The 22,435-nt window shown below is 63.8% G+C and carries 21 protein-coding genes, 1 tRNA gene and 1 other RNA gene; 7 read left to right on the top strand and 16 right to left on the bottom strand.

All coding sequences use genetic code 11. The features are described from left to right. Nucleotides 1-11: 11 nt before the first annotated feature. The 3 genes from CFR80_RS03620 to CFR80_RS03610 all read right to left on the bottom strand — a co-directional run bounded on the left by CFR80_RS03620 (nt 12) and on the right by CFR80_RS03610 (nt 3,957). The gene (locus tag CFR80_RS03620; RefSeq protein ID WP_110507096.1) at nt 12-1,136 is read right to left on the bottom strand and encodes an FUSC family protein; all 1,125 of its coding nucleotides are present in this window, start codon (nt 1,134-1,136) and stop codon (nt 12-14) included. Between the two features lie 5 nt (nt 1,137-1,141). Then, entirely contained in the window at nt 1,142-2,710 is a 1,569-nt protein-coding gene (locus tag CFR80_RS03615) for a DegQ family serine endoprotease (RefSeq protein WP_010514145.1), read from the bottom strand. 77 nt (nt 2,711-2,787) lie between these two features. Then, a complete protein-coding gene (locus CFR80_RS03610; RefSeq protein WP_010514146.1) occupies nt 2,788-3,957 on the bottom strand; it encodes an OpgC family protein in 1,170 nt (389 codons plus the stop codon). Between the two features lie 106 nt (nt 3,958-4,063). On the opposite strand from CFR80_RS03610, the gene CFR80_RS03605 reads away from it, so the two are divergent. Further along, on the top strand, nt 4,064-5,341 hold the full coding sequence (locus CFR80_RS03605; protein WP_083819081.1) for an Mrp/NBP35 family ATP-binding protein: 1,278 nt from the start codon (nt 4,064-4,066) through the stop codon (nt 5,339-5,341). 230 nt (nt 5,342-5,571) lie between these two features. Here CFR80_RS03605 and CFR80_RS03600 read toward each other — a convergent pair whose 3' ends face one another. From CFR80_RS03600 to queA, 5 genes are read right to left on the bottom strand one after another with little or no spacing between them, the layout of a single operon-like run. Further along, nucleotides 5,572-6,387, bottom strand: coding sequence for a TerB family tellurite resistance protein (locus CFR80_RS03600; RefSeq protein WP_048855507.1), 816 nt, complete (start codon nt 6,385-6,387; stop codon nt 5,572-5,574). A gap of 26 nt (nt 6,388-6,413) precedes the next feature. Then, nucleotides 6,414-6,701: a ribbon-helix-helix domain-containing protein gene (locus tag CFR80_RS03595; protein WP_010514149.1), complete on the bottom strand. Its 288-nt coding sequence runs from the start codon at nt 6,699-6,701 to the stop codon at nt 6,414-6,416. An 8-nt stretch (nt 6,702-6,709) separates the two neighbouring features. Then, a complete protein-coding gene (gene queG, locus CFR80_RS03590) occupies nt 6,710-7,786 on the bottom strand; it encodes a tRNA epoxyqueuosine(34) reductase QueG (protein WP_010514150.1) in 1,077 nt (358 codons plus the stop codon). After that, a complete protein-coding gene (tgt, locus tag CFR80_RS03585) occupies nt 7,786-8,946 on the bottom strand; it encodes a tRNA guanosine(34) transglycosylase Tgt (protein ID WP_110507095.1) in 1,161 nt (386 codons plus the stop codon). The genes queG and tgt overlap by 1 nt, the downstream gene beginning before the upstream one ends. Further along, nucleotides 8,943-10,001, bottom strand: a complete 1,059-nt coding sequence (gene queA, locus CFR80_RS03580; protein ID WP_010514152.1) for a tRNA preQ1(34) S-adenosylmethionine ribosyltransferase-isomerase QueA — start codon at nt 9,999-10,001, stop codon at nt 8,943-8,945. Before queA ends, tgt begins: the two co-directional genes overlap by 4 nt. Before the next feature lie 200 nt (nt 10,002-10,201). Here queA and CFR80_RS03575 point away from each other — a divergent pair, with 200 nt between their 5' ends. Continuing rightward, on the top strand, nt 10,202-10,429 hold the full coding sequence (locus CFR80_RS03575) for a hypothetical protein (RefSeq protein ID WP_039734481.1): 228 nt from the start codon (nt 10,202-10,204) through the stop codon (nt 10,427-10,429). A 71-nt stretch (nt 10,430-10,500) separates the two neighbouring features. Next, a complete protein-coding gene (locus CFR80_RS03570) occupies nt 10,501-10,995 on the top strand; it encodes a kinase inhibitor (protein WP_010514154.1) in 495 nt (164 codons plus the stop codon). 275 nt (nt 10,996-11,270) lie between these two features. Here CFR80_RS03570 and CFR80_RS03565 read toward each other — a convergent pair whose 3' ends face one another. The 4 genes from CFR80_RS03565 to ssrA all read right to left on the bottom strand — a co-directional run bounded on the left by CFR80_RS03565 (nt 11,271) and on the right by ssrA (nt 14,587). Next, a complete protein-coding gene (locus CFR80_RS03565; RefSeq protein WP_010514155.1) occupies nt 11,271-11,663 on the bottom strand; it encodes a VOC family protein in 393 nt (130 codons plus the stop codon). Between the two features lie 63 nt (nt 11,664-11,726). Then, nucleotides 11,727-13,379: a fumarate hydratase gene (locus tag CFR80_RS03560; protein WP_010514156.1), complete on the bottom strand. Its 1,653-nt coding sequence runs from the start codon at nt 13,377-13,379 to the stop codon at nt 11,727-11,729. 103 nt (nt 13,380-13,482) lie between these two features. Continuing rightward, on the bottom strand, nt 13,483-14,070 hold the full coding sequence (locus CFR80_RS03555; RefSeq protein WP_010514157.1) for an SspB family protein: 588 nt from the start codon (nt 14,068-14,070) through the stop codon (nt 13,483-13,485). Nucleotides 14,071-14,265: 195 nt separating this feature from the next. Next, nucleotides 14,266-14,587: a transfer-messenger RNA gene (gene ssrA / locus CFR80_RS03550) on the bottom strand. A 357-nt stretch (nt 14,588-14,944) separates the two neighbouring features. Between ssrA and thyX the strand changes: the two genes are divergently transcribed. The 3 genes from thyX (at nt 14,945) to CFR80_RS03530 (ending at nt 17,690) form a co-directional block, all read left to right on the top strand. Next, on the top strand, nt 14,945-15,895 hold the full coding sequence (gene thyX / locus CFR80_RS03540) for an FAD-dependent thymidylate synthase (protein ID WP_010514159.1): 951 nt from the start codon (nt 14,945-14,947) through the stop codon (nt 15,893-15,895). Nucleotides 15,896-16,317: 422 nt separating this feature from the next. Continuing rightward, entirely contained in the window at nt 16,318-17,055 is a 738-nt protein-coding gene (locus CFR80_RS03535) for an MlaA family lipoprotein (RefSeq protein WP_110507094.1), read from the top strand. A 17-nt stretch (nt 17,056-17,072) separates the two neighbouring features. Further along, nucleotides 17,073-17,690: an MlaC/ttg2D family ABC transporter substrate-binding protein gene (locus tag CFR80_RS03530; protein WP_010514161.1), complete on the top strand. Its 618-nt coding sequence runs from the start codon at nt 17,073-17,075 to the stop codon at nt 17,688-17,690. Nucleotides 17,691-17,884: 194 nt separating this feature from the next. On the opposite strand, the gene CFR80_RS03525 is transcribed toward CFR80_RS03530, so the two are convergent. From CFR80_RS03525 to CFR80_RS03515, 3 genes are all read right to left on the bottom strand, one after another. Next, the gene (locus CFR80_RS03525) at nt 17,885-18,415 is read right to left on the bottom strand and encodes a GNAT family N-acetyltransferase (protein WP_110507093.1); all 531 of its coding nucleotides are present in this window, start codon (nt 18,413-18,415) and stop codon (nt 17,885-17,887) included. 73 nt (nt 18,416-18,488) lie between these two features. Continuing rightward, nucleotides 18,489-20,168: an energy-dependent translational throttle protein EttA gene (ettA, locus tag CFR80_RS03520; protein ID WP_010514164.1), complete on the bottom strand. Its 1,680-nt coding sequence runs from the start codon at nt 20,166-20,168 to the stop codon at nt 18,489-18,491. Nucleotides 20,169-20,270: 102 nt separating this feature from the next. Continuing rightward, a tRNA-Ile gene (locus CFR80_RS03515) sits at nt 20,271-20,344 on the bottom strand. A 261-nt stretch (nt 20,345-20,605) separates the two neighbouring features. On the opposite strand from CFR80_RS03515, the gene ppa reads away from it, so the two are divergent. Beyond that, the gene (ppa, locus tag CFR80_RS03510; protein WP_010514165.1) at nt 20,606-21,133 is read left to right on the top strand and encodes an inorganic diphosphatase; all 528 of its coding nucleotides are present in this window, start codon (nt 20,606-20,608) and stop codon (nt 21,131-21,133) included. A gap of 40 nt (nt 21,134-21,173) precedes the next feature. Here ppa and CFR80_RS03505 read toward each other — a convergent pair whose 3' ends face one another. Beyond that, nucleotides 21,174-22,427, bottom strand: coding sequence for a glycosyltransferase family 4 protein (locus tag CFR80_RS03505; protein ID WP_110507092.1), 1,254 nt, complete (start codon nt 22,425-22,427; stop codon nt 21,174-21,176). Nucleotides 22,428-22,435: the final 8 nt, after the last annotated feature.

The following is a 22,435-nucleotide window of genomic DNA, read 5'->3' as shown; positions in this document are numbered from 1 at the left end:
GCGCGCCCGTCCTATTGCTTTGCAACCGCGTTGGTTGAAACAGGATCAAACGCCGTCTCGGCCACGAACGGATGCCCCGACAGGGGGAACGGACCACCATCGGTCCGCCCGTCCGACCAGATATTGCGCACGGCCAGCCGCATGTCGGCATGCAGCAGCCCGATGGCGAAACGCATGACAGGGGTCCAGTGTTCCCCCTGCTGATCTTGCTGGTCCAGCTGGTCCAGAATATCGCGCATTCCCTCATCAGGCAGCGCGTGCCCCCGGCGGGACGCGGCCATCGCATCGCAGCGGTCGGCCATCTGGCCCAGCATCCGTGCCAGCATGTCACGCTCATGCTGCAGGACATCGCCCGTCCGGGCTGTTTCCCCTTCCACGGCGGCGCGCGAAATAAAGATAGCATCCGAACGGATTCGACGCAAAAGTCCCGGCAGGCGCACCACCAGCGGGTCGTGGCGTGTCAGTGACCCGGGGTGTTCGACCTCGGCCTCCTGCACGCCGTCATTTATGTCCTGCAGCAGGGAACGGCACATGACATCCACCGTGGCCAGCGCGTCATGGTCGGGATGCTGGTGCAGCGCGGTGCCCAGCAGGTCCGACAGGCGACGCAGCAGGCTTGCGGCATTGCGCAGCACTTCACGCCGCGCCTCGTTCCGCAATACGAAAAACGATACCGCGAACGACACCACGACACCCGTCATGATCGAGGCGATTCGCTGCAGCGGTCTTGAAAAGGGCTCCCCCGTGGCGGGAAACAGCAGCACGACCATCAACGTGACAATGGCCACCCGCATCTTGGGCCGCAACGCCACCAGCACCGCCAGCGGCATGAGCATGACCCAGAACACCATGCCCACCGACAACGCGCACCACTGCTCCAGCGCAATGGCCGACATGCCCGCCGCTGCCCCGATCAGGGTGCCCACGATCTGTTCACGCCCGGTGGACAGCGTCTGGGTCAGGCGTGTCTGGGTAATGACGATGACCGAGGTGATCAGCGCCCAGACCGGTTCATCCAGATGGATGATGGTGGCGACAATGCCCGACAGGATGAGCGAGACGTTCATCCGCACGACCTGCCGCCACGTTCCCCGCCGCATGATGGACAGGAAAAGGTTCTTCAGGCGTTCATACATACGGCTCAGTGCCCGGTGCCATCCGGCAGGGGAAAGGGCACCCAGCGCAGGCCGTCTGAATTCTGTACCAGGAACAGCACGGTCTTGCGGTGCTGGGCACGGGCCGCGTCAAGCTGGCGGCGCAGGTCGGCCGGCGTGTTCACGGCCGACTGCTGCACTTCGGTCACCACGTCGCCGGGGCGCAGGCCACGCTCGGCAGCGGGGCTGTCATCGGTCACGCCAGTGACCAGCACGCCCTTCTGCCCTTCCGCCATGTTGTACTTCTGGCGTGCGATGTCATCGATCTCGCCCACCGTGAAGCCCATGCCCGTAATCGCCATGCTGCCCTGTGCCGGTTTTTTGGCGGGTGCCGCGGCGCCATCGGCCTTATCGGTCTTTTCCTCGGGCAGGGCGCCAATGGTGATCGCCACATTCATCTGCTGGCCCTTCCGCCATATCCCCAGATGCGCGACACTGCCACCCGCCAGTTCCGCCACAAGGCGCGGCAGGGCGCGACCATCGATATCCTTGCCATTCAGGCTCTGGATCACGTCGCCGGTCTGCAGGTGGGCCATTGCTGCGGGCCCCTTCGGCTCGACCCCCGCGATCAGCGCGCCATGGGGGCTTTTCAGACCCAGCCCATCAGCGATTTCCTGCGTCACGTCCTGAATGCGCACGCCAATCCACCCACGCGTGACACGGCCATGGTGACGAAGCTGGTCGATGATACCCTGCGCCTCGGCCGAGGGAATGGAAAAGCCGATCCCGATCGACCCGCCCGAAGGTGAGAAGATGGCGGTATTGATGCCGATCACCTCCCCGTTCAGGTTGAACAGGGGGCCACCGGAATTGCCCTTGTTGATCGGGGCATCGGTCTGGATGAAATCGTCATACGGACCCTGTTCGATATTGCGCCCGCGTGACGAGACGATGCCCGCCGTCACCGTGCCCGACAGGCCGAACGGATTGCCGATCGCCAGCACCCAGTCCCCCACACGGGCATGGTCGCTGTCGCCAAAGGGCACGGCAGGCAGCGGTTTCGGGCTGTCCACCTTCAGCACCGCAAGGTCGGTGCGGTCGTCATGGCCCAGCAGCCGTGCCTTCAGCACGGTGTTGTCCTGCAATGTAATGGTGATCTGGTCGGCATGGCGCACGACGTGGTTGTTGGTCACGATCACGCCCGAGGGGTCGATGATGAAGCCCGAACCCAGCGCCTGCATCTTGCGCGGCGGTGCGTTGGGGGTGTCCTGGCGGTTCATGAAATCGTGGAAGAATTTCTCGAACGGCGAGCCTTCGGGAAAATTGGGCACCTGTGGCGTGCTGTCGCCATCATCGCCATCATCATCGTCCTCGCCGGGGCGCACCATCTCGGTGGTGGACACGTTGACGACGGCGGGCAGCAGCTTCGCCGCAAGGTCGGCAAAACTGTCGGGCATGTTGCGCCCCTCGCCCGGCAGGCGCAGGGGGGCGGTGGATGCGGCGGCCGGAACAGGGGCCGGGGCGGGATCAGCCGCCTGCGCGGCATGCCCCCCAAGGGCCGTCACCAGCCCCATGGCAAGGCAGGATCGGGAAAAGGCAGCGGCGCGAAAGGACATGGGACTCATATATCCTGCTGAACTGGATCGGACGCAGCACCTATATCACGCCCTTCACGCGCGCGGAAACCATGGCCTCAGTTCCGGCATAACGGCGCATGCGCGGGCAGGCCACCCGACGCGGGGGGCGCGGCCCTGCGGGCACGGGCCAGCGCACGGGCGCGTTCGCGGTTGCGCGCCACCCACAGCAGCACCACAAACCCCGCGACATTCACCACCACCTGCATGATCCAGCCCGCGCCAAAACTGGTCAGCAGCAACCGGGCATACAGATCCACCAGCGTCCCCGCCGTGAAGATCTCAAGCGAATGCCGCCCGAACAGCGCCATAAGCTGGCCACCACGCGTTGCAGCCAGCGTGGTCGCCCCGGGCGAAGACTGCACCAGATAGAACAGCGCCAGCACATCCAGCAGCCGCCATGGGGCCAGGATCATCTTGTCCGGGACCGCCATGCTGACGGGCCGCAGGTCGGCAAGGCCCCAGTCCATCCACGGAAACGACTGCACGAAGGAAAAGACCAGATACAGCCCGCAGGCCGCAGCCAGCACGCGCGAACGCGGCAGGCTACCATCATGCCGTCCCGCCAGCCGCGCCCCGCATACCCCCAGTATGAACAGGAACTGCCACGCCAGCGGGTCGAAATACCACCCGTCAGGGTCCAGCCAGTTGGGAAAGTTCAGGCGCGGATCAAGATTGACCAGCAGCCACACGGCGGCACTTACCCCCAGCACAACCGGCGTCCCCACCCCGCGCAGCAGCGCGTACAGCGGCGCAAACCCCAGCAGCAGCACAATATAAAGCGGCAGGATGTTCAGGTTGCCCGGCAGGGCCTGCAGGGACAGCACCCGCCATGCCGAATCCAGCCCGTGCGCCAGTTCTGGTTCCAGGAAATCAACCGGCACCGGCCAGAAATGCCGCCATATGCGGATGGTGGAAATACACACCACCACCATCACCATCTGGAAAACATAAAGCTGCCAGCACCGCCGCCCGATACGCGCCAGCACCGACATAACCGGCTGTTTTCTGTCAAACGCACGGCCATAGGCCAGCCACGAGGCATAACCCGCCAGCAGCACGAACACCTCCGCCGCATCGGCAAACCCGACATTGCGCATGGTGAACCGGTTCAGCACGTCCTGCGGGATATGGTCGATACACATCATGAGCAGCGCAACCCCGCGCAGCGCGTCAATGCGATGATCGCGCCGGTGGGGCGTTGCTGCGTGCGAAGGGGAAGCGCCCATCGTATTTCCTGTCAGCCCGAACGGTGCACAAGATGGCTGCAACCATCATGGCGCAGCGAGCGTAAAGCAGCAAACCGCGCCGCGTGCCATTCCCGCCATGGCAGGGATGCCACGCATGCCGGACATGGCACGCGGATGCAGTGCGGACAGAGGCTGCCCACCGTTTCATGACTCGACCATCACGGGCCGCCCCTTCTATACCCGCACGGGTCACACAGCCGCCAGCAGGGAGCGCACAACCATGACCAGTCCCGACCGGACAACCATCGAGACCGTGCTACACCGCGTGCGCACCGCGGATCATGCCACCAGTGTTGCGGATATGGGCAGTCTGGACGCCTTCATGATGCGTGATGGTGTCCTGCATGTCGCCATCGCGACCGACCGCACGCGGGCGGGATCATTGCAGCCACTGCTGCCTGAACTCGAACGTGCCCTTGTCTCGGCAGTTCCCGGCTGCACGGGGGCCAGCGTCATCCTGACCGCGCACCGTCCGGTATCGGCACCGCCCGCGCCACAGCCCGCCCCCGCAGGCGGGGGGCACCGCCCCCTCAACCTTGGGGGGGACAGGGCGTCCCGTCCGGCCACCGGCCCGCTGCCGCCGGGCGTGGGCGTGGTCATTGCCGTGGCGTCGGGCAAGGGTGGCGTGGGCAAATCCACCACGGCCGTCAACCTTGCCGTCGGGCTGGGGCTGGAGGGACTGAAGGTCGGCCTGCTGGATGCGGACGTGCATGGCCCTTCCCTGCCGCGCATGATGGGTGTTGGCGACCAGCCCGAAGTCCGCGATGGCCGACTGATCCCGCCGCACAAATGGGGCATCAGCGCCATGTCGATCGGCATGCTGGTGGATGAAAGCAAGGCCATGATCTGGCGCGGGCCGATGGTCATGGGCGCGATCGGGCAGTTGCTGGGCGATGTGGAATGGGGCGCGCTGGACGTTCTGGTGGTGGACATGCCGCCCGGCACGGGGGATGCGCAGCTGACACTGGCGCAGAAAACCGCGCTGGCTGGCGCCGTGATCGTCTCCACCCCGCAGGACATCGCCCTGCTGGACGCCCGGCGCGGCGTGGCCATGTTCGAGAAGATGAACGTGCCGGTGCTGGGGGTTGTGGAAAACATGTCCTATTTCTGCTGTCCCAACTGCAACCACCGCACCGACCTGTTCGGCCATGGCGGCGCACGGGCGGAAGCGGAAAAAATGGGCGTGCCGTTCCTGGGGGAAATCCCGCTGCTGGCCGATATCCGCGCCAGCGCGGACAATGGCGCGCCAATCGTCATCGCTGCGCCGGACAGCCCGGCGGGACAGGCCTATCGCGCCCTGGCCCACACGGTCGGGGGCGCACTGCGCCGGCTGCTGGAACAGAAGGGAAAAGCCGCGCGCTGATCGGGGTAGTACGTGTTACGACATAGGGCGACAGTCTCTTTTTTCAGTCGCCCCACCCCCATTGGCCTGATCCATGATCGGGCCGGGTGCGCTGCATGAGACACCGTGATTGATCAAATAACAAAGGTTTTCCGGGTACCGCCTTTTTTCAAAAAGGCGGCGTCTCCCGCAGCTTTTTAAAAAATCTTCACCAGAACTTTTGATTTCCAGGATGATCCGCAGGCAGGTTTTTACAGCCTGCGGTCGCGCTTGATCCGGTCCCATGCCGCATTGATCTGGGCAATACGGGCAGCCCCCTGTGCCTGCTGTGCGGGGGTTGCGCCACGCGCGGTCATGATATCGGGATGATGTTCGCGCACCAGCCTGCGCCAGACCACGCGCACTTCCTCATCGCTGGCATCGCGGGAAACGCCAAGCACGGCATAGGCATCGACCTCGCTCACGCCCGGACGCGCACCGCCGTCACGCGCGCGGTCCCATGCGCCGGGGCTGAGACCGAACGCCTTGTGCACCCCGCGCAGGAAGGCTTCCTCACGCGTATTGACCTCCCCATCCGCGCGCGCGATCACGAACAGGGATGCCAGCGCCTCTTCCAGCATGCCGGTCTTGTTGGCAAAGGCACGGCCCAGTTCGGTGGCGAAGGCGCGGTAGTCATCCGTGCGCTGGCGCGCGCTGTCGAACAGGCGGCCGACTTCCTTCATGTTTTCGGGTGGCAGGTGGAAACGGCGCTTGAAGGCATCGATTTCGGCCCGGTTCACCGGCCCGTCGCACTTCGCCATCTTGGCGGACAGGATGATGATGACCAGACCATACATCTGGTCACGCTTGCCCATTACCGCCGCCATCTTGGCCGCCATGAAGGTCGCGGCCCCGTTCGGGTCCGCGTTCAGCCGGGGGCCCCAGCGGTCGGTCCATCCCCCCACCGGGGTTTCCAGCAGGGAACCGTTATCCGCCGCATGGCCCAACGCCGTGCCGACGACAGCGCCCATGGGGCCGCCAACCGCGAACCCCGCAACGCCACCAAAAAGTTTTCCCCAGATTGCCATGCCCCAAGGCTAGCACGGATGCCCGGTCAACCCAACTGATCTTCCCTGTCCGTACCAGCAATTTCCGGCAATGCAGGCATCCATTCCCGCAATGCCTCCACCCGTAGTGCGGACGCCAGCGGGCGGTCCGGCGGGCGCCCCGCGTCAATCCGGCCCACCAGGGCGGCAAGGGCCAGGCCGCGCTTCTGCGCGATCAGGTGCAGGGCGTGCCAGAACTCCGGCTCCAGCGCCACACTGGTACGGTGCCCCGACAGGTTGATGCTCCGCTTGCGCAACAGGCGCGCGCCGCGTTGCGCGGGCAGGGGCATGCCCATGTGGTCCGTCACTGCGGCAGCCTCAGCGTGGCCCAGCGCGCGGCATCCGCCACCACCGGGTCGGGGTCCGCGCATAATGCCGCAACACTGGGGCGCAGGGCGGCCTGTCCGCTATTGCCGATGGCCACTGCCACATTGCGCACGAAGCGGCCCCGGCCGATCCGCTTGACGGGGGAACCCGAAAACCGCGCGCGGAAGCGCGCATCATCCAGCGTGGCAAGTTCCCGCAGCGCCGGTGCGCGCAAATCATCGCGCGCGGCCAGCTTCATGTGATGCGTGGCCGTGGCGAAGCGGTTCCACGGACACACGGCCAGACAGTCATCACATCCGTAAATGCGGTTGCCCATGGCGGGGCGCAAAGCCTCGGGAATCGGGTCGCGGTTTTCAATGGTAAGATAGGAAATGCACCGTCGCGCATCCATTACGCCGGGGGCCGGAAACGCATCCGTCGGGCATGCCACCAGGCAGCGCGTGCAACTGCCGCACCCCCCGCCCGAAGAGGCCGATTGCGGCAGGTCCAGCGTGGTATAGACCTCGCCCAGGAACAGCCAGCTGCCATGACGGCGCGAGACAAGGCTGGTGTGCTTGCCCTGCCAGCCAAGGCCCGCGTTCTGCGCCAGCGGTTTTTCCATGACCGGGGCGGTATCGACAAAGACCTTCACCTGCGTGCCGTCCATGCCCTGCCGCCGCCCCTCGTTCACCACGAACTGGGCAAGGTGCTTGAGCATGCCCTTGACCACGTCATGATAGTCCCGGTTACGGGCATAGACGGAGATATTGCCCGCATCCGGCATACGGGTTGTGGCCAGCGCGTCCCCTTCGGGCGCGTAATTCAGGCCAAGGGCGATGACGCTGCGCACTTCGGGCCACAGCATGCGCGGGTCGCCACGCTGTTCCATCCGCTGCGCCATCCAGCCCATGCTGCCCGCGAATCCGTTTTCCACGAACATGGCCAGGCGCGCACGCGCCGCCTCATCCAGACGGGCTGGCGCGAACCCCACCGCGTCAAACCCCAGATCGCGCGCATGGTCGGCAATCCGCGCCGCCATCCGCACGGGATCAGGGCCGGATGACGCGCCCGCCATCAGGCCACCGGGGGGATGTCGGGAAAGGGCATTTCATCACCACTCCAGTCATCCATCGCCCACTGCGCGCGCAGGTGGTCGGCATGGGCGCCAAACGCGCCATCGACAATCGCCGCCCGCATGCCGCGCATCAGACGCTGGTAATAGGCAAGGTTATGCCATGTCAGCAGCATCGGCCCGAGGATTTCATTGGCCCGGAACAGGTGATGCAGGTAGGCGCGGCTATGCCGCGAACAGGCCAGACAGTCACAATGCGGCGAAATGGGCCGCGAATCGGTGGCATGCCGTGCGTTGCGCAGGTTCAGCGTGCCACGTTCGGTATAGGCGCGCGCCGTACGCCCCGCGCGCGTGGGCATGACGCAGTCGAACATGTCCACGCCCCGTTCCACGGAACCGAGCAGGTCATCGGGCGTGCCCACACCCATGAGGTAGCGCGGGCTGGCATCGGGGATCAGCGGCACGGTGGATTCAAGGGTCGAGAACATCAGTTCCTGCCCCTCCCCCACCGCAAGGCCACCAATGGCGTATCCTTCAAACCCGATTCCCGTCAGCGCCCTGACGCTTTCGGCCCGCAGTTCCGGCTCGGTCCCGCCCTGGATGATGCCGTACTGTGCGTAGCCGGGACGCTGGATGAACACGGTGCGGCACCGCTCGGCCCAGCGCATGGACATGCGCATGGATTTTGCGATTACCTCGGGGGCAGCGGGCAGCGCAGGACATTCGTCAAAGCACATGGTGATGGTGGCATCGAGCGCGTGCTGGATGTCGGTCGAGCGTTCGGGCGTCAGCCGGTGCTTTGACCCGTCAATATGCGAACGGAACGTCACCCCGTCCTGATCCAGCTTACGCAGCGGCCCCAGCGACATGACCTGAAACCCGCCCGAATCGGTCAGGATCGGCCCCGGCCAGTCCATGAACCGGTGCAGCCCGCCCAGTTCACGCACCCGTTCGGCCCCGGGCCGCAGCATGAGGTGATAGGTATTGCCCAGCACGATGCCCGCCCCCGTGGAGCGCACGCTGTCCATCGTCATGGCCTTGACGGTGCCGACGGTGCCAACTGGCATGAAGGTGGGCGTGGGCACACTGCCATGGGCGGTGTCCAGCCAGCCGGCACGGGCGTGGCCCGCGCGGGCTTCGGGCCGCCAGCGGAATGTGGTCATGGCAGGTCTCCTTCGGTGCGGTGCAGCAGGCAGGCATCGCCATAGGAATAGAAGCGGTAGCCGCTGGCGATGGCATGGGCGTACGCAGCCTTCATGCGGTGATAGCCGCCAAAGGCGCAGACCAGCATGAACAGCGTCGAACGCGGCAGGTGAAAATTGGTCAGCAGCATGTCCACCGCGCGGAAGCGGTAGCCAGGGCGGATGAAGATGGCGGTCTCCCCATGGAAGGGATGGACGATACCGTTTTCATCCGTCGCACTTTCCAGAAGCCGCAGCGAGGTGGTGCCAACCGCCACGATCCGTCCGCCCGCCGCACGGGCTGCGTTGATGCGGGCTGCGGCATGGGGGGAAATCGTGCCGCGTTCGGCATGCATGCGGTGGGCGGAAATCTGTTCGCTGCGCATGGGCAGGAACGTACCCGCGCCCACATGCAGCGTCAGCGTCTGGCGGATCACGCCCGCCGCATCCAGCCCCGCCAGCAGACCGGGCGTGAAATGCAGCCCCGCCGTGGGGGCCGCCACCGCGCCACGATGCTGTGCGAATATGGTGCTGTAGTCCTTGCGGTCCTCGTCCGTGGGGCCTTCGGGCCGGGCGATATAGGGTGGCAGCGCCAGATGGCCCACATCATACAGGAACTGGTCGAACGCCGCCCCTTCCGCGCTGAAGCGCAGCGTCACGTCACCGCCCTCCCCGCGCGACACCACCTGCGCCGTGACGGGGGACGCGCCGAAGGTCAGCGTATCGCCGGGACGCAGGCGGCGGGCGTTGCGCGCCAGCACGTGCCATGTGCCATCGGGCAGGATACGGTCCAGCGTGATGCCGATTTTCGCATCCCCCCGCATGGCCGACAGCTGTGCCGGGATCACCGCCGTGTCATTTGCCACCAGGATGTCACCCGCGCGCAGGCAGCCCGGCAGGTCGCGCACATGGCGGTCCCTGAAGGGGCCATCCACCGGCACGTCCAGCAGTCGCGCGCTGTCACGCGGGCGGGCGGGATGGTCGGCAATGTTTCCGGGCGGAAGCGTGAAGTCGAAATCAGAAACCAGGTCCGTCATGCGGCCCCCTTTACGGAATCCGCACCATACTTGCCAGCCCGAACTGTCACCTTCGCAACAAAGCGCCCGGTCATATGCCCCATGCATGCCGGTGTTGGACAGACGCAGCCGGGGAAGCCAGAATGAGACAGCGATTCCCGCATGGGAATTCCCGTGCCCGGTCCAGGCCGGGCCAGTAAACAGATGGAGAATGAAGCCCCATGTCCTATGCCCAGCTTGATGCCGCCCGCATTACCCGCGCCTGCCACACCGCGCTGCAGGTGCTGGAATCGGTCGAGGAAAAGGACCGCAACGAAACCTACCAGCGCAAGACACTGATGATCCAGCGCATCGAGGCGCTGGCCCGTGCCGCCGCCGAAAGCAAGAACGGCGATCAGGTTATTACCCTGACATCGGAAGAATTCTGGCTGATCAGCCAGAACTGGTAAACTTCACCCGATACCCGGCCTACGTTGACCCCGATCCGCGCGGCCCGCCGCGCGGAAAGCAGGAAACCGACATGACCTTTACACTGACAAGCCGTTCCTTCCGCGATGGCGACCGCCTGCCTGCGGCACAGGTATTCGACGGGATGGGCTATTCCGGTGGCAACATCTCGCCGCCGCTGGCATGGCAGGATCCGCCTGCCGGCACCAAGAGCTTTGCCATCACCATGTACGACCCCGATGCGCCCACGGGTTCGGGCTGGTGGCACTGGGTTGTCATCAATATCCCCGCCAGCGTGTCCTCGCTGCCCGCGGGGGCCGGGTCGGGCGACAACAGCCTGCCCGAACCGGCGGAAATGACGCGCACCGATTTCGGCGGCAATGTCTATGGCGGCGCCGCTCCCCCGCCGGGACCGGATCACCATTACATTTTCACCATCCATGCACTCGATATCGAACGTATCGAACTGCCCAATGATGCATCGGGCGCCATGGTCGGATTTGTCATCAACCAGCACAGCCTCGGTTCAGCCAAACTGACCGCCGTGTTCGGCAAGCAGCCGAAATAATGATTCCGCGCCGCGCGTGAATGCGCGGCAGCAGGAAAGGCACGCGTTCATGATTGCCCCGCATGGGCGGCGCGTGCCACCAGCACCCTGATCCGGCCAGCCAGTCCGACCTGATCAGGACATTGGTGCGCCTCCCGCCTGCATGGGCACGACCATGCCCTGTTCATGCCCGGCGTGCGCACCAGCGGCCGGTTGGGCCGACATCTGGCCAACTACCGATCGGGTCGCCGGCGCGGATGCAGGCGGCGCGGTCACAAACCAGCCGCCATGCGGCCCTAGCCCTGATAGGATGCAATTTCGATCAGGTTGCCATCGGGATCGTGACAATAGACAGAGGTCACCGGTCCCAGCGCACCCAGACGGGCTACCGGCCCCTCGGTCACGTGCACGCCGCATTTTTCCAGATGTTCAATGACATCGACACTGTTCAGGGCGGTGGTGAAACATAGGTCGTTGGTACCAGGCAGCGCGTCTTCCGCCGTGGTCCAGCCTTCCGCGCCATGGGGGCGCAGGTTGATCTTCTGACCGCCGAATTTCAGGGCCGTACGGTTGTTGCGCCCGTATTCCTCCCGCTCCATGCCCAGCACGCGCTGGTACCACGAGGCCGAGACCTCCAGGTCACGGACACTCACCACAAGGTGGTCAAGACGATCGACGGTAAAACGCATGGCGCTCACTAACCTCCGGTTGTCCGGCCCGACAGGCGGGCCGGACGCACCGCAGGGATACGTTCAGCCGGTCAGGCCATCATAAAAATCATTACCCTTGTCGTCGATTACGATAAAGGCCGGAAAATTCTCGACCTCGATCTTCCACACCGCTTCCATGCCCAGTTCGGGATATTCCAGCACCTCGACCTTGCGGATGCAGTCCTGCGCCAGACGGGCGGCCGGGCCACCGACGGACCCGAGGTAGAAGCCCCCATACTCCTTGCACGCGTCGCGCACGGCCTTCGAACGGTTGCCCTTGGCCAACATGACATACGAGCCGCCAGCCTTCTGCAGCATGGCCACATAGCTGTCCATGCGCCCCGCCGTGGTGGGCCCGAACGAACCGGTGGGCATGCCTTCGGGCGTCTTGGCCGGGCCTGCATAATAGACGGGATGATCCTTGAGGTACTGGGGCAGGCCCTCACCCTTTTCCAGCCGTTCGCGGAACTTGGCATGGGCAATGTCACGCGCCACCACCATCGTGCCGGTCAGCGACAGGCGGGTGCGCACGGGATACTGCGACAGTTTGCGGCGGATCTCGTCCATCGGCTGGTTCAGATCGATCTGCACCGCCTCCCCATCCAGATCGTCATCCGTGGTTTCGGGCAGGAAACGGGCGGGATCGGTCTCAAGCTGTTCCAGAAAGACGCCATCGGCCGTGATCCGCGCCTTGACCTGACGATCCGCCGAGCATGACACGCCAATGCCCACCGGCAGCGACGCGCCATGGCGCGGCAGGCGCACCACGCGCACGTCATGGCAGAAATACTTGCCGCCAAACTGCGCGCCAATGCCCAGGCGCTGGGTCAGTTTGTGGATTTCCTCTTCCATCTCCAGATCGCGGAAGGCATGGCCATGCGCGCTGCCTTCGGTCGGCAGGCTGTCCAGCCAGCGGGTGGAGGCCAGCTTCACGGTCTCAAGGTTCTGTTCAGCCGACATGCCGCCAATCACCACGGCAAGGTGGTACGGCGGGCAGGCCGAGGTACCCAGCGTGCGGATCTTGCCGTCCAGCCATTTCAGCAGGTGTTCCTTACTGGACAGCAGGGCGCGGGTCTCCTGAAACAGGAACGTCTTGTTGGCCGACCCGCCGCCCTTGGCGATGAACATGAGGTCCATCTGCTCGGCATGGTAATCACCTGGCGTTGCCGAGATATGGAACTGCACCGGCAGGTTGGTGCCGGTGTTCACTTCCTCGAACATCGAGACGGGCGCCATCTGGGAATAGCGCAGCGACGTGCCGGTATAGGTATCGTATACCCCGCGGGAGAAGGCCTCTTCCTCATTGCCATCCACCCACACGCGCTGGCCCTTCTTGCCATACACGATGGCGGTGCCGGTATCCTGACACATGGGCAGCACGCCACCGGCCGCGATACAGGCGTTCTTGAGCAGGTCCAGCGCCACGAAGCGGTCGTTTTCCGACGCTTCGGGGTCCTTCAGGATTTTGGCAAGCTGCGCCAGGTGCCCGGGGCGCAGCAGGTGCGCCACGTCATTGAAGGCCCGGGCGGCCAGCGCGGTCAGGGCTTCGGGCCGGACATGGACCACCGTGCGGCCACCGAGGACCGAGGTGGTTATCCCCTCGATCTCCAGTTTCTTCCACGGTGTGTCATCATCATGCAGCGGGAAAAGCGGGCCATAGACAAATGGCTTGCGCGTGGGTGCGGATACATTCAACGGACGGTCTCCTGCCTTTTCTCCCCCGGATTGGTTCCGGGTGGCGGCGTTCAGGTTCAGGGCGCGCCCGGCGCATCCGGCGCGCCCGGATGGTAGATGTGGCTCAGCCCGGTCCCCCCGGTCCCCGCTTGCGGAAGGCGGCGAGACTGACAACCTGCGAGCCCTCGTCCTTCTCCGCATCCTTTCCGGTCGGTTCGGCGGCCGTCCCGGCCTTTTCCACCGTGTCCGCTGCTGCGGCGGGCTGCACCGGCACCACGTTGGGTGCATCGGTCGCCACCGGCGGCTGTTCGGGAACGGTAAAACGCAGGGCCAGGCGGATATGCGGGTCGGCAAAGGCGGATACGGCCGCCACCGGAATCACCAGCGTGGAGGGAATCCCCCCGAACGACAGCCCGACCGATATGATCTGGTGCACGCGGTCAACCTTCAGGTCCCAGAACTGGTGCTGAAGGACAATGGTGATTTCATGCGGGTACTGGGCGCGCAGGCGGTCGGGCATTTCCACACCCGGCCAGTCAGTCCGGAATGTCAGGTAGAAATGATGATCACCCGGCAGGCCATTTCCCGCGGCGTAATCCAGCGCGCGCAGCATGACCTGGCGGTAGGCATCCTCGATCCAGGAATCATAGGGCATGAGGCTGTCGGGAATGGCGGCATCAAAACCGTTTTCCTCGTCATGATCATCGGACATTTCGGACTTCTCCGTACATCCGCCCGGACGGTTTCCCCGCCGGACCGGATTTTTGCAGACATGCGGGTTCGGGCCACGCCGTGCCACAGCTTCAAGCTGTGCGTCAAACTTCAGGGCATGGCAAGCCGCTGGGGTCGGGCATCCCTTCACGAAGCGGATACCGCGCCATCAATGTAACATGAACGGAAGAAAAGGTGGGAGGGCTTCTGTTGCCCGGTGCCCTCCCGAACCGCGCTTATCGCTTATGCAGCGACAGCGAGCACCTCAGTGTTATCATTGGCACTTGTAATTTAGCCCGATAACGGTGGTACAATGCCGGGCAAAAGGCGGGTCTTTACCATGCGTGTCGAGCCTGTTTCGTCCCCATGTTCCCCCGGAGGGAGAAAATTGGTGGAGACGCCGGGTACCGCCCCCGGGTCCACAACACTTATTCCACGCGCCGTTTATCGCCATAGCCAAGGGGCAAGCCCCTCCGGCACTTTCGGATATAGGGACTGGCCGTGCATCTGACAAGAGGCCACGCAGTGAGCCATGGACGTCTCCGACGGAATTTCCGCCGCCTGCCACCGGACTGATATTTTTTTTGTATCCACGGCACCGACCCATCCGACCGGATGCAGAAAAAATATCCTGGTCCCGTGGCCCGGCTGCATGGACGCCGAACGCTCAGCGGGCCGTATTTTTTTCATTGCCGCCAATGGTCTTGCCGTATCCGGCCCGCGCCATGATGCAGCCGCAAAGACGGCCCACAGCGACATGAGCAGATCAGGCCACGCGGGCTGATGGGGTGGGCCAGCGTCTTTATGTGCAATGACCCATATGATATGCCCCGCGTCCTCATGCTATGATCGATACAGACGGGACGGGACGGCACATGTTTTCCACTGAGCAGAAATCGGCAATCGACGCAGCCCGCGCCGGATGGGCGCAGACCCGCCGCCTTGTCGTGCCCGCGGTGGAAGACGTGCTGTATTCCCCCATTCCGGTACTGGAGACGGGCTTTGTCCGCGCGGTGGACTACATGGGCGGCGATAGCGGCATCGTGCAGGGCGCGCGCGTATCCTACGGCAAAGGCACGCGCAGCACGTCCGACGACCGGGGGCTGATCCGCTACCTCATGCGGCACCGCCACACCAGCCCGTTCGAACTTGCGGTGCTGAAACTGCATGTGCGCGCACCCATTTTCGTCACCCGGCAGTGGTTCCGTCACCGCACCGCCAGCATCAACGAATATTCGGCCCGCTATTCGGTGCTGGAGAAGGAATTCTACTTCCCCCGCCCCGAGGACATCGCCGCCCAGTCCACGAACAACAAACAGGGCCGCGCCGACACCCTGCCGCCCGAGCAGGCGCAGCAGGTCCTTGATATCCTGCGCGATGACGCATCACGCTGCTACGATCATTACCTCGACCTGCTCAACGAGGACGAAAACGGCGAAAAGCGCGATCCCGACCGTCCGGCCATCGCGCGCGAACTGGCGCGCATGAACCTGCCGGTCAACATCATGACCCAGTTCTACTGGCAGATTAACCTGTGGAACCTGCTGCACTTCCTGCGCCTGCGCGCGGACAGCCACGCGCAGTACGAAATCCGCGCCTATGCCGACGCCATCCTGCAGATCGTGCAGAAATGGGCGCCGCTGACATTCGAGGCCTTTACCGATTACATGCGCGACGCGGTCCTGCTGTCCGGTCCGGCGCTGAAGGTGCTGCGCGCGGCCATGGGGGGCCAGCAGGTCGATCCGGCGCAGGCCGGCCTGTCGAAGCGCGAGATCCGTGAACTGGCGGAGATGTTTCCCGAAATCGCGCCGAAGCTGGTGCGCTGACCCCGGCGCGACAGTCAACAAATCGTGATACGGTGCCACCGCGCCTGTGTCCTGACGTTGAAGACATTGTGGATTTTACGTCACACTCAGCGCGGCAATTCTGCCAGCATCCCCTTTCATATGGCCGGTTCAGGGCTGGCTTTGTCCCATGTGTCCCATGCAGGGCAGACACAATATGCCCTCATCCCGTGGCAAGCGGATTGCACAACAGCAATCCCATGCTAGAGAGTGACGCAAGAAAGGGGCGTCATTGCCCGGTTCGGGATTCTTGCAAACGCATTGGGCCATCCCGCCATGCCAGCATGGGGGGCAAGCGAATACAGAGGGAAGCGGAAACGAGTATGCGCGCAGAGACAGGATCGAATTCTTGGTCGTCCCGCCCGTTCCCGTCCCCGCGTCGCTCGACGCTTCGCGTCGCGGGGATGGCACTTGGACTGCTCGGGCTTGCCTCATGCGCGACGCCGCCGCCCAAGGACCCGGACGCACTGGCTGAATACAAGGAAGCCAACGACAAGTACGAAAAGCTGAACCGCAAGAATTTCGACCTGACCATGTGGGCCAACAAATACACCCTGCGCCCGGTGGCAAAGGCGTATATCTGGGCCGTGCCGCGCCCACTGCGCAATTCGATCGGCGGCCTGTACCAGACCATGAACGAACCCGTTGTATTCTTTAACGACGTGGGCGCAGGCAAGCCCCGCCGTGCGGGTGACGCATTCGTGCGGTGGTGCATCAACATGACGGTGGGCATTGGTGGGCTGATCGATGTCGCCAATTATGCCGGCTACAGGCACCACGACAACGATGCCGGCCTGACGCTGGCGACGTGGGGCGTGCCATCCGGTCCCTACCTGTTCCTGCCGGTGCTGGGTCCGTCCTCGTTCCGTGACGGTGTCGGCTATGGCATCGACGTCGGGCTGTCACCGTGGAACTATGTGCCCCGTGGCTATGGGCTGCTGACCTTCAACTGGGCCTATAACATCATGGGCACCATCAACGGCATGGCCACCAATGTTGATGCGCTTGATCAGGTCATGAAGGATTCGCTTGATCCCTACGCCACCATCCGCAGCGCCTACCAGCAGCAGCGCAAGGCCATGGCGGAAAACATAAAGAACGACCATCGGGCCACCGTGCCCGACTGGTACCACAACAGATAACCAAAAGGGACATAGCGATGCAGACATCCTTCCCCCGTCGCCACGCACTGGCTCTGCTGGCAGCGACCGCCGCCGCCATGCCTGTTGCTTCAGCATGGGCGGTTGATGCCGGCGCGCAGGCCCGTTCCTTCGTCACCATGTTTGGCAGCAAGCTGGTTGCCATCGTCAACAGCGGTGCGCCACTGGACAGGAAAAAGCAGGATATCCTGCCGCTTCTGGAACAGTATGTGGATGTGGACGCCATCGCACGCTACTGCCTGGGCCGTTACTGGCGCACCGCCACGCCAGACCAGCAGGCACGCTACATCAAGCTGTTCCATCAGGTGCTGGTCAACGCCATTACCGACAAGATCGGGGATTATCGCGGCGTGACCTTCGTGGTCGGTTCCAGCGCACCATCGGGAGATGACACGGCGGTTTCCACCGTCATCAACCGCCCCGGCCAGCCGGGGGCCGATACCCAGTGGATCATCAGCACCGCCAGCGGCAGCCCGAAGGTCGTCGACGTGGTAGGCGAAGGCGCCAGCCTGCGCCTGACGCAGCGGCAGGACTATGGTTCCTTCATCGCGCGCAATGGTGGCAACGTGGATGCCCTGCTGCATGCGCTGGACAAGCAGATCGCCAACCATCACTGACCACCAGGGGTGCCTTCCACTGCGGGCATCATGGAAACGTGATCTGAGGGCAGGATAAAAGTTTTGGGCGTCGCCTTTATTCAGGAAGGCGACGTCTCCCGAAGCTGTTTGAAAAAGCTTCCCCAGAACCTTTTGTGTTCCCTATCAAGATGCAACGAGACATGAAAAAAGCCGGCCCATGGAGGCCGGCTTTTTCAATGCATCCCGGCAGTTCCCATGCCGGGACGCATGCTGTGATACAGCAGGATATCCGCACTACAGGATGCAGGCCGCGCGTCACAGACGCTCATGCCGGCCCCACCGAAAACCTGTCGGCCCACGATATCGTTTTCCCGGACATAGGAAATGACACGCCCGACCCCGCCTGCGTGGGCAAAGGCCAGCGCCATGCTGGTCGCTTCACGCGACAGGGCGGTATCACGGGCATGAGGCAGGATGGCAAACTGCAGTTCGTGGCATTCAGGTTCGGTGCTGGAGGGCTGCACGCCCGCAAGGCCGATAAAGTGGCCCTGCTGGCGGACGGCAAACATGCCCACTCCTTCACGGCCCCATGTCATGAGATCGGTCATCATGTCCTGCTCGCTCAGGACACGGTTACATATCCCGCCTGCCAGCCGTCCGGTCACACTGGCGCTGGCCTTGAGCCGGACAACATCTTCCAGATCGGCCCATGAGACCGGATCAAGCTGCAGGCGTGCTGTCTGTATGCTGTTTCGACATCCCATAACTGCCTCCGTCGCGGCAGGTGCAAAGACCTGCCGTTATTGACGCAGATAATATTGCGGATGGCAAATGGAATCAGCGTTCGATGGGGCGGTACTTGATCCGGCTCGGCTCGGTCGCATCGGGGCCAAGACGGCGGCGCTTGTCTTCCTCGTAGGCCTGGAAGTTCCCTTCGAACCACTCAACGTGGCTGTCCCCCTCAAAGGCGAGGATATGGGTCGCCAGACGGTCAAGGAACCAGCGGTCATGGCTGATGATGACCGCACAGCCCGCGAATTCGGCCAGGGCCTCTTCCAGTGCGCGCAGGGTATCAACGTCAAGGTCGTTGGTCGGCTCATCGAGCAGGATGACATTGCTTTCCTGCCGCAGCATCTTGGCAAGGTGGACACGGTTGCGCTCACCACCCGACAGGACGCCCACCTTCTTCTGCTGGTCCGGCCCCTTGAAGTTGAAGGCGCCGACATAGGCGCGCGACGGCACGGCCCGCTTGCCCAGGTAGATGACATCGGTCCCGCCAGAGATTTCCTCCCACACGGTTTTGTTGTCATCCAGACTGAAGCGCGACTGGTCCACATAGCCCAGCTTCACGGTCTCACCGATGGTCAGCTTGCCGCTATCGGGTGTCTCCTGCCCCATGATCATCTTGAACAGGGTGGACTTGCCCGCGCCGTTCGGCCCGATCACGCCCACGATGCCGCCGGGCGGCAGCTTGAAGCTGAGGTCATCGATCAGCAGGCGGTTGCCAAAGCCCTTGCGCAGGTCCTCGGCCTCGATCACCGTGCCACCAAGACGGGGTCCGGGCGGGATGATGATGTCGGCAACGCCACCACCCTTTTCGTTGTTCTGCGCCAGCATTTCCTCATATCGCGCGATACGGGACTTGCTCTTGGCCTGACGGGCCTTGGGGGAGGAACCGATCCACTCCTGTTCGGCCGCAAGGGCGCGCTGGCGGGCGCTTTCCTCTTTTTCCTCCTGCGCCAGACGCTTGCGCTTCTGTTCCAGCCACGAGGAGTAGTTGCCTTCGAACGGATAGCCACGGCCACGTTCGAGTTCAAGGATCCAGTTGGTGACGTTGTCGAGGAAGTACCGGTCATGGGTAATGACCATCACGGTGCCTTCATAATCACGCAGCGTCTTTTCCAGCCAGGACACGCTTTCCGCGTCAAGATGGTTGGTCGGCTCATCGAGCAGCAGCAGGTCGGGCTTTTCAAGCAGCAGGCGGCACAGCGCCACGCGGCGGCGCTCACCACCCGACAGCTTGTCCACCGGACTGTCGGCAGGCGGGCAGCGCAGCGCCTCGAGGGCGATTTCCAGCTTGCGGTCCAGTTCCCAGCCATCGCCCGCGTCGATCACTTCCTGCAGTTCGGCCTGTTCGGCCAGCAGGGTGTTCATTTCATCATCGGACATGGGTTCGGCGAACTTCATCGAAATCTCGTTGAAGCGGTCCACGGCCTTTTTCAGGTCGCCGAAGCCCAGCGCCACGTTTTCGCCAACCGTCAGGCTTTCATCCAGCTTGGGCTCCTGCTCCAGATAGCCCACGCGTGCGCCTTCGGCGGCCCATGCCTCGCCACCGAATTCCTTCTCGACGCCCGCCATGATCTTGAGCAGCGTGGACTTACCCGCGCCGTTAACGCCCAGCACGCCAATCTTGACGCCCGGCAGGAAGGACAGCGTAATCCCCTTGAAGACTTCACGCCCACCCGGATACGCCTTGGTCAGGTCCTTCATCACATAGACATATTGCGTGGCGGCCATGACGGTCGGCTCCTGATAACTGAAAGAAAAAACGGCAGGTCACCTGCCCGGCGCGGACAGGCGCGCGGCCGGTTGCGCAGTGCTGCAGGCAATGGAAAAGCCTGCGCCCGGCAGGACTTGAACCCGCAACCAAGCCGTTATGAGCGGCCCGCTCTAACCAATTGAGCTACGGGCGCGCAGGCAGTCCCTGATCTCGCGCATGTGGAGGGATTTGGCAAGATCAACGTGCCTTTTTCCACGTAATTTTTTCCACTCCCGCGGCGACCACGCCATAAAAAAAACAACTTCATGATCTGGCTCATGGCCGGGACGTCTGCCACACAACATGACTTGCACAGGAAACGGTGGGAGATATACCGTCATCCCCCGTTAATTCATGCCGCCGCGCAATGGGGCGGCCCTAACGCACCAACAGGCAGCAGGAGGCCTGAACAGCAATGGACGTATCAAAGATTTCACCCGGCAAGGACGTACCGAACGACATCAACGTCGTGATCGAGATCCCGCAGGGGTCCGGCGTGAAATACGAAATCGACAAGGACAGCGGTGCGCTGGTCGTGGACCGCATCCTGTTCACGCCCATGGTCTATCCCGCAGCCTACGGCTTCATTCCCAACACGCTGGCCGCTGATGGCGACCCGACCGATGCGCTGGTGCTGATGCCGGCCGCCGTGGTGCCGGGCGTCGTGGTGCGCGCGCGTCCCATCGGCATGCTGAAGATGGAAGACGAAAGCGGGCAGGATGAAAAGATCATCTGCGTCCCGCATGACAAGGTGCATCCCTACTACTCCAAGGTGGAGAAGCTGGAAGACCTGCCCGAAATCGTGCTGAAGGAAATCGAGCACTTTTTCACCCGCTACAAGGACCTGGAAAAGGGCAAGTGGGTCAAGGTTTCCGGCTGGGCCGACAAGAAGGCCGCTGGCGAAGCCATTCTTGAATCCGTCAAGGCAGTGGCTGGCAAGTAAGCCGTTCCCTGCCGGCTGCCGGGCCACGTCGGCCCGGCGGTCACGCGGCACCGGTCAGCCTGTCCGGGCATGCGCCCGCGACAAGCTGGCCGATCAGCCGATGATAGCGCGCCATGTAGGCGTGCATGTCCAGCGTGCGTTCCGCCTGCGCACGGACACTGGCCCGCAGCCTGCGCGCCAGCCGCCCGTCTTCCAGCAGTTCCACCACGCCGTCGGCAATGCGCCGGGGGTCAAGGAATGGCACCAGCCGCGCCGTCCTGCCATCATGCAGGAATTCCGCAACCGGGGGCGTCCGGCTGCCCACGATGGCGCAGCCACTGGCCATCGCCTCCCGCAGCGACCATGACACCACGAACGGGTATGTCAGATAGACATGCACGTCAGAACGTTGCAGCAGGCGGCAGAAATCACCATACCCGACCCTGCCGGCAAAATGGACGCGCTCCGTATCCAGCGTGCCCCCCAGTTCCGCCAGCATGTGCTGCCGCCATGTCCGGCCATCCGGCGCACGACCGCCATAGCTGACGCCATCGCCCCCCACCACGATCACCCGCACATCGCCGCGGGCGCGCAGGATATGCGGCAGCGCGCGCATGAAGACGTGGAACCCGCGATATGGCTCCAGATCGCGGGCAATGTAGGTCACCAGTTTTTCGCCTGCCGCCACATGGATGTCCCCCAGCACGAAGGGGCGCATGCCAGCCTGCGGGTCGGGGGCGCATCGATCCAGATCCACCCCTTCGGGCAGAAGGGTAATGCGCGTGCGCGCCCAGTCGGGATAGGTGTCGCGCTGGAAACGGGTCGGCGAATGTCCCCAGCCCGACCCGGCAAGGGCCAACAGGTTCAGCGTATTGCGTGCCCGCACCAGCGGAGCGACGCCGGACGCCGGGGCGAATTCCGGGTCAAAGCCGACATCCAGCCCGGTGGGGTGATAGAAGAATTCGTAATATCCCAGCATCGGCACGTCAGGATAGACATCGGCAAGTTCCAGCATCTCACCCCAGCCGTGATGACCGATGATGATATCGGGCACATAGCCCAGCCCCCGCAGGGTGCGGGCCGCGCGCGCCACCTCCGCCGCGCGCTGCATGGCGCGGGCCAGTTCCGCCACCGGGGCGGAGGCATCAACCCGCGCAGGCGGCGGCAGACGATAGGATACCCGCCGCACGCCGGGTATCTGCATCCGGCCCGTTTCACTTATGAAAACGATCTCGTTCCCGCCGCGCGCCTGCAGGTCGCGCAGCAGGTGCACGAACTGGCCAGGAAAATTCTGGTGCACGAACAGGTATTTCATATCCCGCC

Source organism: Komagataeibacter oboediens, assembly GCF_003207815.1.
GTDB classification, from domain to species: domain Bacteria; phylum Pseudomonadota; class Alphaproteobacteria; order Acetobacterales; family Acetobacteraceae; genus Komagataeibacter; species Komagataeibacter oboediens.
Note: the sequence above shows the minus strand (reverse complement) of the source record. Positions and strands in the feature narration are given on the sequence as shown.